Genomic DNA, 18,013 nt, shown 5'->3' with positions numbered 1-18,013 from the left:
AGTCGGCTGATGAGAGGGGCACAGGATGCCCGCCGGAGTGAACGCCGAGACGGCCATCGTCCGGTGGCTCGCGTCTTCCACCCGGGACCCCAAGTCCGCGCACCGGGACTGGGAGGACGGCCGCCCCGCCATTCTTGCCCTCGGGGTTCTCTTCGATGCGGTCAAAGCCCCGTCCCGCCTCGTGCACGCGGCTGTCGACTCCTCCGAGCGGTCCGCCGTCGCCGTCGTACTCGGGCAGCTCGGCGGGCCTGTCATCTGGGCGCCGTCCACCTGGTACGCGATCCTCGTCCCTGCCGGAACCGCGGCGGACTGGGATTCCCCTCACGCCGCCGCGATGGGCCACGGCACCTACCTCACCGTGCCGCGCCTGGATCGCGTCGAGCCGCCCGGCATCCACTGGGCCGTACCGCCGGCCCACGCCCGCACGCTCTGTTCCCCGGTCGCCGTCGCGCAGCTCCTGGACCTCGGCCACCAGAGCCAGGGCCTGTCCCGATGAGCGTCAGCGCCATCGAGGTCGCCCTCGCCGAGTCGACCGCTCTCGCCAACACACGAGCAAGCCTCCCCGAACTGATCGCAGCCGTCGCGGCGCTGAAGGCACACATCACAGACCTGTTGCCCGCCGCCGAGAAGGAAGTTGACGGCTGTGGCGGGGCGGCCTGGACTGGTACAGCAGTCGGACACGCCTGGACATCGCGCAGAGCCGCGCGTCCGACGACATGCCCGAAACACCGCTCTCCGCCCAGGTGCACGTATCCCTCCTGCACCGCGACTGTGAGTGGCCCCTGGAGCACTACGGCCAGGCGCTGCTCGGGGCAGAGGCAACACGGTGAAGGACGGCAGCGCCTGGGTGGGCGACCAGATCCGCGACCAGCGCACCGGTCGGGACGGCATCGTCACCGACGTCCGCAGCGGCACCTACATCCTACGTTCGCTCTACGGAGGCGGGAAGGAGTGGACGGCGGAGACCAGCAGCGGCCTGACCGTGGTCGTACCCCTCGAAGAGACCCCAGGCGCGCAGCACCCAGACGGGCGAGGCCCCGGAGACGGCGACCGCCGGCGCACGCAAAGCTCCCGTGCGCCGACCGGGGCGCTCACCCCGGCGTACGGGCCGGGTCCGGCCGTACCACCCTTGCGGCCGGACCCGTCAACCGCTCCGATCAGCCAGTGCCCATCAGCCCCAGCCGCACCGCCGCACCCCCGCCTAGACTGCTGGCTGCCCCCGCCAAGGTAAGGAATGATCACAAATGCGACCCGCGCGATTCCAGGATTTCGTCCTGGACCTGATCAAGAACAGTGCCGACGTCACCCGCGTGCAGACGCTCGCCGAGGCTGGCGACAGCGAGCACCCGTTCGGGCTGGCGATCGCCACCTCGTCCGGTGAGTCGCGCTGGCAGATCATCGGCCAGCTCGCCGACGGCGAGAAGCACGACGACCCCGACACCCCGGTCGCCGACGGTGTCTTCCAGGCACCGTGGCCCGAGCCGGCGGCGGGCGACCACGAGGGCTGGCTCGCCACCGCCCTCGTGAGGGCCGAGTCGCCCGAGATCAAGGAAATCATCCGGTGGTCAACCCGGCCCGACGACGCGACCAAACACGGCATGACCGTCCACTTCCACAACGGGTCGAAGGCGTTCGTCCGGAAGCTCTGACTTCCCGGCGCAGAGGCCGGGATGGCACCACCTATCAAGGAGGACTGATGGCACGATTCGATCCCGGTCGGTGCGAGGGCACCTGCCCGTCCTGTGGGCAGACGGTCGGCTCACCTCCTGGGTCGCCGGCGACCGGCCACCAGAAGCCGCACCCGTCGCGCGAGACCTGCCCCGGCGGAACCACGCAGTAACCCCTACGGCCCCGGCCGACTGCCCTCCCCCGTCGGCGTCGGCCGGGCTCCTCGCGGACAAGGCCGGCGAGCGGCGTGTCGAGTATCGGACGGTCGGCGCCCGCCCTGCGGGGGAACATCCCCGCAGGGCGGGGCCGATCCCTCGTCGGGCAGCAACTTGCGCAGGCGCCCCGGAACACCCCCGCAGGCGCGGGGTCGACTACGAGACCGTGCCGGCCTTGCGCTGGATCACGGGAACACCCCCGCAGGCGCGGGGTCGACGTCCCGGGTGGCGTCGAAAGGCAGGCGGGGGAAGGAACACCCCCGCAGGCGCGGGGTCGACACAGTCCGGACCCGCACCACCCACCGGAGGTTCGGAACACCCCCGCAGGCGCGGGGTCGACCAGCGGGTCCTGGACAAGACCCGGGTCCTCGTCGGAACACCCCCGCAGGCGCGGGGTCGACGACACGAAGGCCAGGCAACGCACCCTGCTCACCGGAACACCCCCGCAGGCGCGGGGTCGACCGGCGTACCGCTGGCGGAAGGCGCCATACTTCAGGAACACCCCCGCAGGCGCGGGGTCGACCCCTGGCCCGGCCCGTCCGCGTTCGGTACCGGCGGAACACCCCCGCAGGCGCGGGGTCGACGGCCGCCGCCGTGCGCGGCGGGTGCGAGTGCGGGGAACACCCCCGCAGGCGCGGGGTCGACTCAACGCGTCCCAGCCACCCGACTACACCACGCGGAACACCCCCGCAGGCGCGGGGTCGACACTTGCTGACCTGGGCGTTTATCTGCGGAACGCCTTGGTTTCATTTAGTGGGATCTCGATGAGACGCCGATCAAGGCTCCGTCGAAAGATGCCAGAAAGGAGCAATTGCGGTCGATCCCTCACTCTCTGTCGCCGTCCACGCATACGCTGCCCTGTCACCTTACTGAACTGAGTGGAGAAGCAAGGGTGTTCGGAAGCAGCGTTGAGGCTGATGGTGATTGCGACGATCTTCTCGGCGTGTTGTGGGGGAAGTCCGAGGAGAAGGCCGGCGGGACGATGAACCTCCTGTTGTCGCATCTCCTGGACACGGCTGCGGTGGCGGAACGCATCTGGGACTACTTCCTGGCACCGTCCACCAGGCGAATGTTGGATGAGACTGCAGGAGGCGTGGGCAGAGGGCGTCCTCTGTTCTCCTGGCTGTGCGGAGTACATGACTGCGGGAAGGCGACGCCGGCTTTCCAGCGGATGTGGGTGAAGGGCGCCGAGGCGGTACGTGCCGCTGGGCTCGGCTGGTCCGAGCCTGCGATCGCTCGGTGCAGGTGGCGGCATGACAGGGCTGGTGGGTATCTGCTGCAGGGGCTGCTGCCGAGGGGTGGCTGGAGCGAGGAACAGGTTTCTTGGGTCTGGCCGTTGGTGGCGGGACACCACGGTGCGTTCCCCAACCGCGCCGCCACCCAGCCGGCGCGTAAGGCGCGGGGGCAGTTGGCTGGTGGTGGTCGTTGGCCCGAAGTCCAGCAGGCATTGGTACAGCGCTTCACCCGGGATCTGGGCTTTGGTGACCTGGCCGAGGTGGAGCCGTGCCGGATTCCCTCGCGGGCGGCGCAATTGCATCTGAGCGGGCTCATTGTGATGGCGGACTGGATCGCCAGCGACGAGAGGCACTTCAAGGGCATCGATGACCTGGCGAAGGTGACCTTGGAGAATGCCCGTGTGCGCGCCGGACTGGCTTGGGAGGCGCTTGGCCTGCGTGGTGGGTGGGGGCGTCTGGCCGAGCCTGGGCCGGAAACGTTCGGCGACCGGTTCGGGCAGAGTCCTCGTCCGTCGCAGCGGATGGTCATGGAGGCGGCGCGGAGGATGGAGGCTCCGGGGCTGCTGGTGGTCGAGGCGCCGATGGGAGAAGGGAAGACGAAGGCGGCGCTGTTGGCGGCCGAGATCCTGGCAGCGAAGTTCGGGGCAGATGGCGTCTTCGTGGGGATGCCGACACAGTCCACCAGCGATCCGATGTTCAGCCAGGTCAGAACGTGGGTCGCCACGGTCGACGAGGATCTGGCCTCCCAGGTCGCTCTGCTTCATGGCAAGCGGATGTTCAACAAGGAATGGCGGGAGCTGCTGGAGCCAGGCTGCGCATCGGCTTCCGAGGCCAGTTTCGGAGGGATCGACGAGTACGGCGAATGCGAGGGCGATGACCTGTACGGGGACGGCGACCTGTACGAGGGCGGCGACCTGTACGGGGGCGCGTCCGCGCGAGGGGGTGTGCCGGGCCGGTCGTCGTCGCGTGGGCCCGCGGAGTGGTTTCTGGGCGCGAAGCGGGGGCTGCTGTGCCCGTTCGTGGTGGGGACCATCGACCAGTTGTTGTTCGCCGCGACCCGGACCAGGCATGTGATGCTCCGTATGGCGGGGCTGGTCGGAAAGGTCGTCGTCCTCGACGAGATTCACGCCGCGGATGTCTATATGTCCCAGTTCCTCAAGGAGGGCCTGCGGTGGCTGGGGCAAGCCGGCGTTCCGGTGGTCCTGCTGTCCGCGACGCTTCCTCCACGGCAGCGCCGTGAGCTGATCGACGCCTATCTCGCCGGTGCCGTGTCCCGTGAGGAGTTCACTGCCGAGGGCCTGAGCGATCCGTTGGGCTATCCGTCGGTGACCGCCACCTGGATGGCGCTCGACGGCTCCGGTCCACGTTTCGCTGTCGAGGAGTGCGCCGGCTGGCGCGACGATCTCGCCCTCGCGGTCGAGTTCATGCCGGAGGCGATTCCCGGCCCGCGGACTCCGTACGAACAGAGGGAAGCGGTCCAGGCCGAGGCCAACGCGTCGGTTGCCGCGTACCTGGGTCGCGAACTCGCCGACGGCGGATGCGCGTTGGTGATCCGGAATACGGTTGACCGCGCGCAGTCGCTGTACACGGAACTCCGCAGGAGCTTCGGTCGTGACGTACTCCTGCTGCACGGGCGCATCGCGGTCGGACCTCGGGCCGACCGGACGGAAAAGTGCCTGCGCCTCCTCGGCGCGGAGGAGAAAGGCCGGCCGTCGAACAGACCGGCGCGGTTGATCGTGGTCGCCACTCAAATCGCAGAGCAGTCCTTCGACGTCGACGCGGACCTCCTCCTTACCGACCTCGCTCCCATCGACCTGGTGCTTCAGCGAGTCGGCCGCCTGCACCGGCATGAGAAGACCCGGCGCCGTGGTCGACTGGCCGGACCTCGTGTGGTGATCACCGGTTTCGGCGGGCCGGGCAGCGGGTGCGAGGCCGCGGGCTTCGAATGCGGTACGACCGCGCTGGAGCGTCCCGCGCCGCGGTTTCTGGGCGGGTCCGAGTTCATCTACGGACGTCACCTGCTCCTCAGGGCCGCCGCGCTGCTGTTCGCGGCTGTGGACGGCTGGCGCATTCCGGGGCAGGTTCCGGAACTGGTCGCGGCCGGCTACAGGGAGGGCGAGGAGGGCGTGCCACAGGCATGGCGCGAGGACGCGGAGTCGGCTCGGCTGCTGTGGGAGGGAAAGCAGCGGCAGCGGGCTGACAACGCGGCCGATTGTCTCCTGACCCGGCGGGGTGACAAAGAGGGTACGACTCTCTCCGGACTGCACTATTCCTCGGTTCCAGGTACGGGGCGTGACACGGACCTGGACGCGGTGGTCCGTGACAGTGAGGCCGGTACGGAGGTCATCGTCGTGATCCAGGACGGTGAGACGTATCGGACGCTGGCGGGACGTGCCCTGACAGTGAACGGGGATGTGCCGGACGCACTGCTGGAGGAGGTTCTTGGCGGGACGGTAAGGCTTCCTCCGCGCTATACGGCGGCAGCGGCTCTGGAGCTCGCTCCACTGCCAGGGTGGCTCGGTCACCCGCGGCTCGGATACAGCCCGGCACTCGTCCTCGACTCCGGATGCGGAGCTGTTCTCGCCGATCGGGTACTGCGTTACGAGCACGACTTGGGGCTGGTGGAGGAGAAGGTTCCCGCCGGGCCCGGGAGATAGGCGGAGAAGAACAGACGCGCTGAGTTCCGTATGGCGCGCGGGGAGAGGGGCCTCGAATACCTGACTGCATGGTGGGGAACCTTTGGCTATGGATTCGGGCTTATCTATTTTCCTCTCATGTCGCACGCTGATGTGTAGGGTTGCTTATGCGTCATGAGGCGGGGAAGGGCTTGGGGGAACCGAGTTGTTCAATTTGCTGGATGAGCCATGGCTGACCGCAAGGGGCCTGGACGGTTCCGCGGAGGCGAGTCCACCCCGTCTCGGCGCGGTGGAAGAGGTCGGGCTGCGGCATCTTCTTCTGGCGGCCGATCGATTACAGGACCTCGTGGTCGAACTGCCGACACAGAAGCCCGCGGTTTTCCGCCAGTTATTGCTGCCCATCGTGATGCATGCTCTCGGCTGGCCGGCAGATTCGGCCCAGTGGACGGAAATGTTTCAGGCCGGTGCCTTCACGCCGGAGCAGCGGCAGAAGCTCACCGACTATCTGGACGATCACCGCCATCTCTTTGACCTGTTCGACACTGCTGAACCTTTCGGGCAGGTCGCCGGACTGCACACGGCCAAAGGGGAGACGAAAGGATCGGCCCTGCTCGTCGCGACCGCCGCGACCGGGAACAATGTGCCGCTGTTCTCCTCCCGCACGGAGGGCGATCCGCTGGAGCTGACCCCCGCGCAGGCGGCCCGCTGGCTCGTGCACACCCACTGCTGGGACACGGCCGCCATCAAGACCGGCGTCGTCGGAGACCCGCAGGCGAAGGCGGGGAAGACGACGGGCAACCCAACCGGTCCACTCGGCCAGTTGGGCGTCGTGATGCCCGTAGGACGTACCGTGTACGAGACGCTTCTGCTGAACATCCCCTTCGGGCAGACGTCTTTGTCGGACGACCTGCCGCAGTGGTCCCGGCGCGCGAGAGACGGCAGGGTCGAGGACACCCTGTCGTGTGCCACTCCCGCATGGCAGACACGGCCGGCCCGCGGACTGCTGGACCTGTGGACCTGGCAGTCACGGCGTATCCGACTGATCCCCGAGGAGACCTCGGCCGGGACACGGGTCACCCGGGTCATCGTGGCAGCCGGCGACCGGCTCACCTCCACGCCCGCATACGAGCCCCACACCGCCTGGATCAGAGACCGTCCCACATCGCGCACCAAGAAGACCGGCAAGACCGGCAAGACCGGCAAGACCAGTAATTCCACGGCGCCGACGAGTGAGCGGCCCCGCAGGCATCAGCCGGGGCGGGCAGCCTGGCGCGGTCTTGAAGCCCTGTTGGCGGTAGAGAGCGCGACCACGAACGACGAGGCGACCGCCACCCGCGCCGGTTTCCGCTCCAGTGTCCTGCTCAGCTCCCTCAGTGACACAGTGGACCGGATGCCGGAGACGTACCCGCTCCAGGTGGAGCTGACCGGCATCGCCTACGGCAACCAGTCGGCCGTCATCGAAGACGTCTTCTACGACCGGATTCCGCTGCCGTTGGCCGCGCTCGACCCGGACAGCATCGTCTACGGCTCGCTCCTGGCCGCTGTGGAGCAGGCCGAGAAACTGGCCGCGGCCGTCAACAACCTCTCCGCGGATCTTCGGCGGGCCGCCGGCAGCGAACCGATTCCCTGGGACAAGGGACAGCGCCCGGGCGACACCCTGCTGCACGCCCTCGATCCGGTCGTGCGGCGCCTGCTGGCCGGGCTGCGCACGGTAGGAGAGGACTTCGACGAGTCCGAGCGCGGGCTTGAGGCATGGGAAGAGAAAGCCGGACGCACAACGTGGAAGGTGGCCGAGCAGGTCTTCTCCACCGCCGCTCCCGCTCTGTTCACCGGCCGCTCGGTGAGCAGGGACGGCAAGGAGTACGTGTACCGGCTCAGCACCGCTGAGAAGAACTTCCGAGACCGTCTCGACGTGGTCCTCACACGCCGCTCGGCACGCCGCAAGCGCCGGTGAACCACGGCTCCGCGTCCTCCCGGCACCACTTCGCACCTGATGGCCTTCTGACCGAAGGGGACCGCTGTGTCCACCACCCCGCAGACCGACACCACCCGTGTCAGCACCCCGAACCTCCGACGTTACTGGGCACAGCGCGTGGACAGCAGCGGCGCCTGGCGCAAGCAACCAGCAGGCAAGACGTCCGTGCGCCCGCCCGGCGAGGACCTGGCGGCACTGCGCTCCGGCTTGGGGCGACCAGCCGGCACCGTACCGGCACTCTGGCCCTTCTACACCAGCCCCGTCGACGGGCAGGTGACGCCAGAACTGGAAGCCGAACACGCGGCCTTGTCGCTCTACGGCCTGCACCAGCAGAGTCAGAGCTGCCCCATGCACAAGCCCGGTGTCCATATGGGGACCGCACTGCGAACCCTGCACCGCAGCGGACGCTTCGGTGAGGAGGCCGTCGACCATCGCGTCGCCGCAGCGGTCCACACCTCGTCCGTCACCGCTCTGGTCCACCGATTGCGCGGACTGATCACTCAACTGCGCTCCGTGCAACAGCCGCTCGACTACGACCGCCTGCTCCAGGACATCAAGCGCTGGCACTACGCCGAATCCCGGCAGAGCGTTCGTCGGGACTGGGGCCTCGCCTATCACGCGTGGAGCGCCCGCGGAGACAAGGAAGCCCCGCCGAAAGCGGGCTGACCGCGTCGCGCGTTCGTACGAGCAGGGCCTGCCGACACCCGGCTTCGCAACGTGGCTCCAGGCCCTGTACCGCCTCACCCGCAGCGGGCCGCCCGGGCCGCCCGTTTCCCGTACCCACAGACACAGACACCGACGCCGACCGAACCGCTGGAGGACCCATGGCGCTGCCCCCGTCGCGCACCTACATCGACGTTCACATCCTGCAGACCGTGCCCCCGGCCAACCTCAACCGGGACGACCAGGGCAACCCCAAGGAGGCGTACTTCGGCGGTGTGCGCCGCTCACGTGTCTCCTCCCAGGCATGGAAACGCGCCACCCGAACCCACTTCACCGAGCGCCTTCCCCAGCAGGATCTCGCCACCCGTACCCGGCGGATCGGCGGCGCGCTCGCCAAACGGATCGGCTCCGTCACCGATTTGAACACCGAGGACGCGAACCGACTGGCGAGCGCTCTCCTGGCGCCCTTGAAGATCAGCGCCGGCAAGCAGGAGGGGGACACCGCCTATCTGTTCTTCTACGGCCGCCGTCAGCTCGACTCCGTCGCCGCCCTGGTCAAGGACAGGGCGGCCGAACTCATCGCCCTGGATGACGAAGAGCTGACCGCTGAGATCAAGCAGCTCTCCGTGCAGAAGGAGTTCAGCACCGGCCACCCCATGGACGTCGCTCTCTTCGGACGCATGGTCGCCGACCTCCCGGCGCTCAACGTCGACGCGGCCACCCAGGTCGCCCACGCCCTCTCCACCCACGCGGTCGAGCTGGAATTCGACTACTTCACCGCGGTGGACGACGAACAGGAGAAGGGAGAGGAAACCGGCGCCGGCATGATCGGCACCATCGGCTTCAACTCCGCGACGCTCTACCGCTATGCGACCGTCGGCCTGCATCAGCTCGTCGACAACCTCACGGACGAGGAAGCCGCGGTGACCGCGGTTGAGGAGTTCATGACCTCCTTCGCACGCTCCATTCCCTCGGGATACGCGAATTCCTTCGCGCACCGCACCTTGCCCAGCCTCGTCGCCGTCACCGTACGGCCCGACCAGCCCGTCAACCTCGTCTCCGCCTTTGAGGAACCGGTCACCGGCTCCTCGGGGATCGCGGCGGCCTCCGCGAACCGGCTGGCCCACGAACACACCAGGATCCTCAGCAAATGGGGCGACACCCTCGCCTTCACCGCCTTGTGCCACACCTTCCCCACCACGGGCGACACCGCCAAGCTGCTGGAGCACACCTTCGGTGAAGCACTCCCCTTCCCCCAGCTCCTCAACGGCCTGCGCACCCACCTGACCGACACACTCAAGCAGGCCGCCCGATGACGTCACCGTCCGCCTCCACGCCACCGTCCGCCCCACCGGACGAGGACCACGCGGTACTGCTGCTCCGCCTCGCAGGCCCGCTCCAGTCATGGGGGTCACGCAGCGCCTTCAACCGGCGGGAGACCAACCCGGAACCCACCAAGTCCGGAGTGATCGGCCTGCTCGCCGCGGCCTCCGGAGTCGCCCGCGAGGACCGGCTCGACGAACTCCTGCCCCTGCGCCTCGGAGTCCGTGTCGATCAGCCCGGGACTCTGCTGCGCGACTACCACACCGTCAGCGACTACCGAGGCCGCCCGTTACCCCAGGCCGGTGTGAACGCGAAGGGAACGCAGAAGCCGACCTCCCCTGCCAAGAACACCCATGTGACCATTCGCTACTACCTCCAGGACGCGGTATTCCTCGCCGCGGTGGCGGGCCCGCGCCCTCTGCTCGCCACGCTCGATCTGGCGGTCCGCGCACCCGCTTTCCCCCTCGCCCTGGGGCGCCGCTCGTGCCCGCCCACCCAACCGGTCTCCCTCGGCGTGCGCGACGGAAGCATCGAGAACGTACTGCGGGAGGAACCCTGGCAGGCGTCCCGACAGGCCCGCGAACAATACGCAGCCCAGCGGGGCCGCGAACGCAACCTGGGCCGCTCCCTCTACCCGGCTCGGGTGGACCGCGCCGTCACCGTGGAGGATCCGGCCGGGGAGGACGTCCTCGACGATGCCCCCGTCTCCTTCTACCCGCACGCCCGTACCTTCACCAGCCGGCGCGTACGGCACGACTGGCTGAGCATCCCCACCGGCTTTCCCGAAGCCCACGACGACCCCAATGGTTCGGACGACGAAGCCGGACATGACCCCTTCGCCCTGCTGGGCTGGTGACAGCCATGACCTATCTCTCCCGTATCCGCATCAACCCGCTCCGGGCACAGAGCCGTCTGCTGCTCGCCAACCCCCGCGCGATGCACGGCGCCATCATGGGGGGTATCCCGGACACAGCGGCCGGTGAACGTGTCTTGTGGCGGCTGGACGCCGACAACGCCCGCCGCCCCCATCTGTTCGTCCTCACCAGCTCGAAGCCCGACTGGACACACGTGATCGAGCAGGCCGGCTGGCCCGACGCCGACGGGGAGCACGCGGCGGTGCGCGACTACGCTCCACTCCTCCGGCAGATCGCCGCCGGACGCGAGTTCGCCTTCCGGCTGACGGCCAGCCCCGTCCAGAACACCCAGGCACCCCAGAATCCCACCCCGGCGCAGGCCGCCCGCGTGGCCGCCCGTACCGACAGCAAGCGCGAGCGCGGCTTCCGACTCGGGCACCGCACCGCCGCCGCCCAACTCGGCTGGTTCCTCGACCGCACCGAACGCTGGGGCTTCGACATCCCGGCGTCCCGCACAGACCTCCCGGCCTCCGGCCTCGACCAGCCGATTCCGGAGGCCGCGCTCGATGCGCGGGCAGCCCCCCGGGACCCCAACCCTCCCCGCGAGGTCCGTATCACCGACCGGCAGCGCCACTCCTTCACCAAGGGTGGCAGAGGCCCCCGCGTCAGCTTCCACAGCGCCACGTTCGAGGGACGTCTCCGCATCACCGATCCCGCGGCGTTCACCAGCCGCCTCCTGGAAGGGATCGGCCCTTCCAAGGCGTACGGCTGCGGCCTCCTCACCCTCGCACCCCTCCCCGCACAGAAGGACTGAGCCATGGCCGAGCCCTGGTGGAAAGCAGACCCGCACGACCTGCACCGCCTCGTGGACCGGGTATCCAGCGTCTACGTCGAGCGAAGCCATCTCGACCGCGACGAGAACGCCGTGGTCGTCATCAACAAACGCGAAACCGTACGTGTCCCGGCCGCCATGATCGCCGTCATGCTGCTCGGTCCCGGCACCCGCGTCACCCACGGCGCCATCCGTCTCCTCGCCGACTCCGGCACCACCATCTGCTGGGTCGGCGAACAAGGCGTACGCATGTACGCGACCGGACTTGGCCCCAGCCGCAGCGCCGGCCTCCTCCACCGCCAAGCGTGGCTCATCACTCGGCCCAAGGAACGGCTCAACGTCGCCCGTGCCATGTACGGCATGCGGTTCCCCGGCGAAGACGTCTCCAAGGCCACCATGCAGCAGCTTCGAGGCCGCGAAGGCGCGCGCTTCCGTAAGCTCTACCAGGAACACTCACGCCGCAGCGGAGTTCCCTGGGACGGCCGCGTCTATAAGGCCGGAGACGCATTCGCCGCAGGCGACGATCTCAACCGCCTGCTGTCCGCCGCCAACGCGGCCCTCTACGGCATCTGCCATGCCGTCATCGTCGGGCTCGGCGCGAGCCCCGGGCTCGGCTTTGTCCATACCGGCTCGGCCATCTCCTTCGTTCTGGACATCGCCGACCTCTACAAGGCCGAATACACTCTCCCCCTCGCCTTCGACCTCTCCGCCCAAGGGCTCACCGACGAACGGGACGCCCGCATCGGCCTCCGCGACCAGATCGCCGAGACCAAGCTCCTCGGTCGCATCGTGCACGACGTCAAAGCCCTGCTGAACCCACCGGGCACTGATTTCGACACTCCGGAAACCAGCGAACTGTGGGACGAACGCCTCGGATCGGTCGCAGCGGGAGTCAACTGGGCGGCCGATGCGCCGCACGACGAGACGAATGCCTCACCCTCGGCCGAACTCGCTGATCAGGCGGAATCGGATGGACCCGCCCCGCCGAAACTGACCGACACCGGCATGGGCGAGCAGCACATCACCATCATCGGACCGGAGTTCGAGGAAGCACGTTCACCGGAGTCTCCGGAGCAGACGTCGTGACCGTCATCGTCCTGATCGCCGCTCCCGATGGGCTCCGCGGCCACCTCACCCGCTGGATGGTTGAAGTCAACGCAGGCGTGTTCGTCGGTAACCCGAGCCGCCGAATCCGTGACCGTCTCTGGGAACTCCTGGCCACACGCATCGGCGACGGCCAAGCAGTCCTCATCGAACCCGCCTCCAACGAACAAGGCTGGGCCATCCGGACGGCCGGCCGAGACCGCTGGCGGCCAGTCGACTTCGATGGCCTGATCCTCTCGGCCCGCAACCGACGTTGACCGTATAACTGTTCGGTTATACGGCACGCAGGCGACGCGGGTGTCTTCCCCGAGCGGGCGCGGAACCGACGGTCGTACGGTGACGAACTCGGCAGTTACCGGGGGAACAGCCCCGCAGGGGCGGGGCCAACGTGAGTGCCGCGCTTCTATTCCTCCCCCGGAACACCCCCGCATGCGCGGGGCCGACCCCCACGCCGGACTACACCGCGCCTGACCCGAGGGAACACCCCCGCATGCGCGGGGCCGACTGGGACGAAAACCGCAAGACAACAAAGGACGAAGGAACACCCCCGCATGCGCGGGGCCGACCGCTCGTCACAGAGCAACGTCCTTGTCTCGCCGGGAACACCCCCGCATGCGCGGGGCCGACTCGTAGAGTGGGCCGACCAGGGCGTCACGCAGCGGAACACCCCCGCATGCGCGGGGCCGACGGAGTACTTGAAGAAGGCGCTGTCCGCCCGCAGGGAACACCCCCGCATGCGCGGGGCCGACGACATGGGGCTGGTGAAGTGACGTGGCGATGAGCGGAACACCCCCGCATGCGCGGGGCCGACACGCCCGGATCGCCCACCTCCACCCTCCCCTACGGAACACCCCCGCATGCGCGGGGCCGACCCATGTGGGATCACATGCCTGCGGCTCGTCTACGGAACACCCCCGCATGCGCGGGGCCGACACGCGGAGTCGGCGCGGACATCCCCTCTACGCCGGAACACCCCCGCATGCGCGGGGCCGACACTTGCTGACCTGGTCTTTTATCGGCGGGCAGCCTTGGTTTCATTTAGTGGGAATGGCCCGGGACGTTGATCGAGACTCTGTCGGCTGGCGGCCAGAAAGGACATGGTGACCGATCTCTCACATGGTGTCGGCGTCAGTGTTTAGGCCGTCCCATCACTCTACTGAACTGAGTGGCTGGGCTCTGAAGATCTGGCTTCGGCGGGCCGGGATCGGGCGCCCTTGCGAGCCCGCGAGCCATTCGCATCCGGCGGGCGCGTCGGGATGGCGGACTGGGGCGCCGGCGGGGGCGAGTTGCGGGAATTCTCTCCGAGGGACCGCAGGCGGCAGATCCCTTCGCGGGGAGGCACACGGTGCCGCCCAGGCGGGGACCGTGCGGGGCTGTTGGCTCCCGAGCCTCATGCCCATGCGGTACGGGCCGTACGCAAAACACCCCCCTGACCGCGTATTCGCAGGTCAGAGGGGTGTGAGAGCGGTAGCGGAGGGATTTGAACCCTCGGTGAGTTTCCCCACACTCGCTTTCGAGGCGAGCTCCTTCGGCCGCTCGGACACGCTACCGAGAGAGAGCTTAGCCCAAGGTGGGCCGTGCTTTGAAATCGATAGGCGGTCAGGGGTCAGCGGGTGCGGAAGAAGGTGGTCAGGAGCGTGGCGCACTCCTCGGCCAGGACGCCGTGGATCACTTCAGGGCGGTGGTTCAGGCGGCGGTCCCGTACGACGTCCCAGAGGGAGCCGGCGGCGCCCGCCTTCTCGTCGAGTGCGCCGAACACCACCCGCTCCAGCCGGGACTGGACGATGGCGCCCGCGCACATCGTGCACGGTTCCAGCGTCACCACCAGCGTGCAGCCCGTCAGGCGCCAGGCGCCGAGCCGGGCGGCGGCCCTGCGGATCGCCAGGATCTCCGCGTGGGCCGTCGGGTCGCCCGTCGCCTCGCGTTCGTTGTGGGCCGTGGCGAGCGTCGTGCCGTCCGGGGACAGCACGACGGCGCCGACCGGTACGTCACCGGACCCGGCCGCCCGTACGGCCTCGTCCAGCGCGAGGCGCATGGGCGCCGGCCACGGTGCGCGTACCGGGTCGGGCGCGGCGTCGTGCGTGGGCCGCATCTAACGCACGGCCTCCAGCACTTCCGCCGCGCCCAGCGCCTCCGCGATCTCGGCCATCGCGTCGGTCTCCAGCGCCAGCAGATCGGCCTCGGAGAGGCCCAGGTCGGTCAGGATCTCGCGGTCGCCGACGGCGCCCGTGGGTACGGTGTCGGCGTCGGCCGCGGGGGTCTCGGTGTCGGTATCGGTTCCTTCGTACTCGTCCGGTTCGCCGTCCTCCGTACCGTCGAGGTCCAGCGCGTCGAGGTCGTCGGCCGGGTCGTCGTCGTCCCTGCCGAGCAGTTCGTCCATGAGGATCTCCCCGTACGAGGAGCGTGCGGCCGCGGCCGCGTCGGAGACGTAGATACGAGGATCTTCCTCGCCCTCCACACGGAGGATGCCGAACCAGGCGTCCTCCTGTTCGATGAAGACGAGCACCGTGTCCTCGTCCACCGAGGCTTCGCGGGCCAGGTCGGTGAGGTCCGACAAGGTCTCCACATCGTCGAGCTCTGTATCGCTCGCTTCCCACCCGTCTTCGGTGCGCGCGAGCAGTGCGGCGAAGTACACCGTGACTCTCCCACTGGTCAGAGGTGTGACGGTCCGGCGGCCCGCTGCTCGGCGCCGCCTACTCGGAATCGTGGCAGAAACCGGCTCTTCGCGAGAGGTCTTCCGCCGTTGCGTCGTGGCGCCATTTTATTGGGCCCCTGTTCGGACCCGTTCGCGGGATGGCTTCCTCCGGGCCCCGGGGCGGGCAGGGGCCCGGCGGGATCCGGTCTCGCGGCCGGGCGTGGCTCCGCGTGGCGTCCGGCGTGGCTACCAGCGGAACGTACGCATCCGCATCTGCTGGCGCATCCGTGCCGCACGGGCCTGCCGGGGCTTGACGCGCTCGCGCAGCGCCTTGGCCTCGTTCAGCTCCCGCAGGAACTGGGCGCGGCGTCGGCGGCGGGCCGCCTCGGTCTCGCTCTCGCCGTCGCCCGCGCCCTCGGGCTCCTGGTCCGGGGGTGACTGGGGACTCATCGATGCCTCACCGCCTCAAGGCCGTGTCCTGGGCCCTTCTACCTTCCCTCGCCCACGGGGGTTGATGCCAGTGCGTTCCTGTCCGTTCCCGGCATTCCGTACGTTCCTGGCAGCGCGTAACGCCTTGGCCCCCGGTTACTGTGGACGCCATGCGGATTCACGTCGTCGACCACCCTCTGGTCGCGCACAAACTCACCACCCTGCGCGACCGGCGCACCGACTCCCCGACCTTCCGGCGCCTCGCCGACGAGCTGGTCACCCTGCTCGCGTACGAGGCCACCCGGGACGTACGGACCGAACAGGTCGACATCGAGACCCCGGTGACCGGGACGACGGGGGTGAAGCTCTCGCACCCGCGTCCGCTGGTCGTCCCGATCCTCCGGGCCGGTCTCGGCATGCTGGACGGCATGGTGCGGCTGCTCCCGACCGCCGAGGTGGGCTTCCTCGGGATGATCCGCAACGAGCAGACGCTCCAGGCGTCCACGTACGCGACCCGGATGCCCGAGGACCTCTCCGGCCGGCAGGTGTACGTGCTGGACCCGATGCTCGCGACCGGCGGCACGCTCGTCGCGGCGATCCGGGAGCTGATCAAGCGCGGCGCCGACGATGTGACGGCCGTGGTGCTGCTCGCGGCGCCCGAGGGCGTCGAGGTGATGGAGCGCGAGCTGGCGGGTACGCCGGTGACCGTGGTGACGGCGGCGGTCGACGAGCGGCTCAACGAGAACGGCTACATCGTCCCCGGACTGGGCGACGCGGGCGACCGGATGTACGGCACCGTCGACTAGGCCCGGAGGGCACCAGGGCCTCGATGAGGGGCTTGATCGAAGGGCGTGTCCTCCCCCCGGCCCCCGGGGGGAGGACACGCCCTTGTGTTCAGCAGGACGGCGCCGCCGGGGCGCTCAGCGTGGCCAGTGCCTGGTCCGCGTCCTTCTGGACGTTCAGCGTCTTGAAGGCCGAGCCGATGATCAGGTCGACGTCCTTCGTCTTACGGGTGTCGGCCTTCGGTGTGGCGCCCTTGAGCTGGGTCCCGAGGACGGTGAGGGCGCTGTCCATGTCGCTCGTCGCGCCGAGGAGCACCCCGGCGCCCGGGACCTTCTTGTCGTACGTCTCGGGGGCGTTGCCCACCTTGCCGATGACGAAGCCGCGTTTTCTCAGCTCGTCGGCGGTGGTCTTGGCGAGTCCGCCGCGCGGGGTCGCGTTGTAGACGTTGACCGTGATCTCGCCCGGTCTGGGGAGCGCGTGCGCGGGCGCCGTGGGGGTGGGGGACGGCGTGCAGTCGGGGGTGGTCGGCTCGCTCGCGGTCGTGTCCTTCGTGCTGTCACCGGAGAAGACGTCGATGAGCTGTGCCGTTCCCCAGCCGGCCAGGCCGAGGGCGACGACGGCGGCGACGGCCGCGAGCACGATCCTGCGGCGGTGACGGGGGCGGCGCATGCGGGGGTACTTGGACCCCGTGATGCGGTACTTGCCGCCCATGCCGGGGGGAGTGAGCATGCTCATGGGCGCAGCGTAGTGCGCGCCGTGTGCGTTTCCTACTAAATGATCAACCGTTTGGGTGGTCGGCGGTAGCAAAGGGGCCGAAAGGGGCACTGCGGGCCGTGCCGAGGTGCGGAACCCGGCCCGTCAGCCCATGTCCAGCTCCAGTTCCAGCACGCGCGCGTGGAGCACCTGGCGCTGCTGGAGCGCGGCGCGTACGGCGCGGTGCAGCCCGTCCTCCAGGTAGAGGTCGCCCTGCCACTTCACGACGTGCGCGAACAGGTCCCCGTAGAAGGTGGAGTCCTCGGCGAGCAGCGTCTCCAGGTCGAGCTGACCCTTTGTCGTCACGAGCTGATCGAGGCGGACCGGGCGCGGCGCGACATCCGCCCACTGCCGGGTGCTTTCCCGGCCGTGGTCGGGATACGGCCTCCCGTTACCGATGCGCTTGAAGATCACACGGAAAGCCTACCGGGCAAGCGGCTCCGGGCGCAGCCATGGCGCAGGAGCGCAAAGGTCGTATTCAGTGTCAAAGGGGGAGCGAAGTCAGAGTGGAATCGCCCCCTCCGCCCCGCTTGCCGGGCGCGTCGTGCCCGCCTCGCCGTGGAGACGTGCCCCGGAGGCCCGCCCCGAGGGTTCACCGGAGACCTGCCCCGGGGCCCGCCGGAGGGGCGCTAGACGGGCGGTGTGCCCGGCGGGGACTGGCGGTGCGGGTGGGGCGGGAGGTGCGGGCCCGGGGAGAGCGGCGGGCGGTCCCGGCGGCGGTGCCGGCCGTCGCGCGACGGTACTTTCACCCGTACCCGGCGCGGCGTGAGCCCGTAGATTCCGAGCGGCGGAAAGAGGTCGACCCGCCTCGGACAGTTCCCCTGCGCGCATTCGAGACAGAGGAGATCTCGTGTTCCGTCCGGTGTGGTGCGTACCGCTTCGACGCTGTTCTTCCAACAGGCCTCGCA

Annotated in this window: 16 protein-coding genes, 1 tRNA gene and 2 CRISPR repeat arrays; of the genes, 11 read left to right on the top strand and 6 right to left on the bottom strand. The window is 69.2% G+C overall.

The window, feature by feature from the left end:
- Positions 1-25 precede the first annotated feature (25 nt).
- From ACIQ7D_RS07045 to cas2e, 10 genes are all read left to right on the top strand, one after another.
- Positions 26-496 (top strand): hypothetical protein, encoded by a 471-nt coding sequence (locus ACIQ7D_RS07045; protein ID WP_403934413.1) that lies wholly within the window; start codon positions 26-28, stop codon positions 494-496.
- A 748-nt stretch (positions 497-1,244) separates the two neighbouring features.
- Positions 1,245-1,649: a hypothetical protein gene (locus ACIQ7D_RS07040; protein WP_403934410.1), complete on the top strand. Its 405-nt coding sequence runs from the start codon at positions 1,245-1,247 to the stop codon at positions 1,647-1,649.
- Positions 1,650-1,952: 303 nt separating this feature from the next.
- A CRISPR array of direct repeats spans positions 1,953-2,589; the repeat unit is 28 nt; unit sequence GGAACACCCCCGCAGGCGCGGGGTCGAC.
- Between the two features lie 186 nt (positions 2,590-2,775).
- Entirely contained in the window at positions 2,776-5,775 is a 3,000-nt protein-coding gene (gene cas3, locus ACIQ7D_RS07035) for a CRISPR-associated helicase Cas3' (protein ID WP_403934408.1), read from the top strand.
- A gap of 184 nt (positions 5,776-5,959) precedes the next feature.
- Positions 5,960-7,708, top strand: a complete 1,749-nt coding sequence (gene casA, locus ACIQ7D_RS07030; protein ID WP_403934405.1) for a type I-E CRISPR-associated protein Cse1/CasA — start codon at positions 5,960-5,962, stop codon at positions 7,706-7,708.
- Between the two features lie 66 nt (positions 7,709-7,774).
- A complete protein-coding gene (casB, locus tag ACIQ7D_RS07025; RefSeq protein ID WP_403934402.1) occupies positions 7,775-8,395 on the top strand; it encodes a type I-E CRISPR-associated protein Cse2/CasB in 621 nt (206 codons plus the stop codon).
- Positions 8,396-8,553: 158 nt separating this feature from the next.
- Positions 8,554-9,708, top strand: coding sequence for a type I-E CRISPR-associated protein Cas7/Cse4/CasC (gene cas7e / locus ACIQ7D_RS07020; protein ID WP_403934399.1), 1,155 nt, complete (start codon positions 8,554-8,556; stop codon positions 9,706-9,708).
- Entirely contained in the window at positions 9,705-10,571 is an 867-nt protein-coding gene (gene cas5e, locus ACIQ7D_RS07015; RefSeq protein ID WP_403934396.1) for a type I-E CRISPR-associated protein Cas5/CasD, read from the top strand. The genes cas7e and cas5e overlap by 4 nt, the downstream gene beginning before the upstream one ends.
- A 5-nt stretch (positions 10,572-10,576) precedes the next feature.
- The gene (gene cas6e, locus ACIQ7D_RS07010) at positions 10,577-11,383 is read left to right on the top strand and encodes a type I-E CRISPR-associated protein Cas6/Cse3/CasE (protein ID WP_403935049.1); all 807 of its coding nucleotides are present in this window, start codon (positions 10,577-10,579) and stop codon (positions 11,381-11,383) included.
- A gap of 3 nt (positions 11,384-11,386) precedes the next feature.
- Positions 11,387-12,487, top strand: a complete 1,101-nt coding sequence (cas1e, locus tag ACIQ7D_RS07005; protein WP_403934393.1) for a type I-E CRISPR-associated endonuclease Cas1e — start codon at positions 11,387-11,389, stop codon at positions 12,485-12,487.
- A complete protein-coding gene (gene cas2e / locus ACIQ7D_RS07000) occupies positions 12,484-12,762 on the top strand; it encodes a type I-E CRISPR-associated endoribonuclease Cas2e (protein WP_403934389.1) in 279 nt (92 codons plus the stop codon). The genes cas1e and cas2e overlap by 4 nt, the downstream gene beginning before the upstream one ends.
- A gap of 103 nt (positions 12,763-12,865) precedes the next feature.
- Positions 12,866-13,499: direct repeats of the CRISPR family, unit length 28 nt; unit sequence GGAACACCCCCGCATGCGCGGGGCCGAC.
- Positions 13,500-13,970: 471 nt separating this feature from the next.
- Here the strand turns inward: cas2e and ACIQ7D_RS06995 are convergent.
- From ACIQ7D_RS06995 to ACIQ7D_RS06980, 4 genes are all read right to left on the bottom strand, one after another.
- Positions 13,971-14,055 (bottom strand) — tRNA-Ser (locus ACIQ7D_RS06995).
- A gap of 56 nt (positions 14,056-14,111) precedes the next feature.
- Positions 14,112-14,597, bottom strand: coding sequence for a tRNA adenosine(34) deaminase TadA (tadA, locus tag ACIQ7D_RS06990; RefSeq protein WP_403934386.1), 486 nt, complete (start codon positions 14,595-14,597; stop codon positions 14,112-14,114).
- Positions 14,598-15,140 (bottom strand): hypothetical protein, encoded by a 543-nt coding sequence (locus ACIQ7D_RS06985; RefSeq protein ID WP_403934383.1) that lies wholly within the window; start codon positions 15,138-15,140, stop codon positions 14,598-14,600.
- A 246-nt stretch (positions 15,141-15,386) separates the two neighbouring features.
- Positions 15,387-15,590: a hypothetical protein gene (locus tag ACIQ7D_RS06980; RefSeq protein WP_403934380.1), complete on the bottom strand. Its 204-nt coding sequence runs from the start codon at positions 15,588-15,590 to the stop codon at positions 15,387-15,389.
- Positions 15,591-15,739: 149 nt separating this feature from the next.
- On the opposite strand from ACIQ7D_RS06980, the gene upp reads away from it, so the two are divergent.
- Positions 15,740-16,375, top strand: a complete 636-nt coding sequence (upp, locus tag ACIQ7D_RS06975; RefSeq protein WP_403934377.1) for a uracil phosphoribosyltransferase — start codon at positions 15,740-15,742, stop codon at positions 16,373-16,375.
- Positions 16,376-16,463: 88 nt separating this feature from the next.
- On the opposite strand, the gene ACIQ7D_RS06970 is transcribed toward upp, so the two are convergent.
- Positions 16,464-17,087 (bottom strand): LytR C-terminal domain-containing protein, encoded by a 624-nt coding sequence (locus ACIQ7D_RS06970; RefSeq protein ID WP_403934374.1) that lies wholly within the window; start codon positions 17,085-17,087, stop codon positions 16,464-16,466.
- A 123-nt stretch (positions 17,088-17,210) separates the two neighbouring features.
- Complete coding sequence (locus ACIQ7D_RS06965) at positions 17,211-17,519, bottom strand: type II toxin-antitoxin system VapB family antitoxin (protein WP_403934370.1); 309 nt, start codon at positions 17,517-17,519, stop codon at positions 17,211-17,213.
- Positions 17,520-18,013: the final 494 nt, after the last annotated feature.

This window comes from Streptomyces sp. NPDC096310, from assembly GCF_044763125.1.
In the GTDB taxonomy this organism is placed as follows: Bacteria; Actinomycetota; Actinomycetes; order Streptomycetales; family Streptomycetaceae; genus Streptomyces.
Note: the sequence above shows the minus strand (reverse complement) of the source record. Positions and strands in the feature narration are given on the sequence as shown.

Bases quoted from the DNA above. Each gene is read 5' to 3' on its own strand.
- ACIQ7D_RS07045 (WP_403934413.1), top strand. From the start codon at position 26: ATGCCCGCCGGAGTGAACGCCGAGACGGCCATCGTCCGGTGGCTCGCG.
- ACIQ7D_RS07040 (WP_403934410.1), top strand. From the start codon at position 1,245: ATGCGACCCGCGCGATTCCAGGATTTCGTCCTGGACCTGATCAAGAAC.
- cas7e (WP_403934399.1), top strand. From the start codon at position 8,554: ATGGCGCTGCCCCCGTCGCGCACCTACATCGACGTTCACATCCTGCAG.
- cas5e (WP_403934396.1), top strand. From the start codon at position 9,705: ATGACGTCACCGTCCGCCTCCACGCCACCGTCCGCCCCACCGGACGAG.
- cas6e (WP_403935049.1), top strand. From the start codon at position 10,577: ATGACCTATCTCTCCCGTATCCGCATCAACCCGCTCCGGGCACAGAGC.
- cas1e (WP_403934393.1), top strand. From the start codon at position 11,387: ATGGCCGAGCCCTGGTGGAAAGCAGACCCGCACGACCTGCACCGCCTC.
- tadA (WP_403934386.1), bottom strand. From the start codon at position 14,597: ATGCGGCCCACGCACGACGCCGCGCCCGACCCGGTACGCGCACCGTGG.
- ACIQ7D_RS06980 (WP_403934380.1), bottom strand. From the start codon at position 15,590: ATGAGTCCCCAGTCACCCCCGGACCAGGAGCCCGAGGGCGCGGGCGAC.
- upp (WP_403934377.1), top strand. From the start codon at position 15,740: ATGCGGATTCACGTCGTCGACCACCCTCTGGTCGCGCACAAACTCACC.
- ACIQ7D_RS06970 (WP_403934374.1), bottom strand. From the start codon at position 17,087: ATGAGCATGCTCACTCCCCCCGGCATGGGCGGCAAGTACCGCATCACG.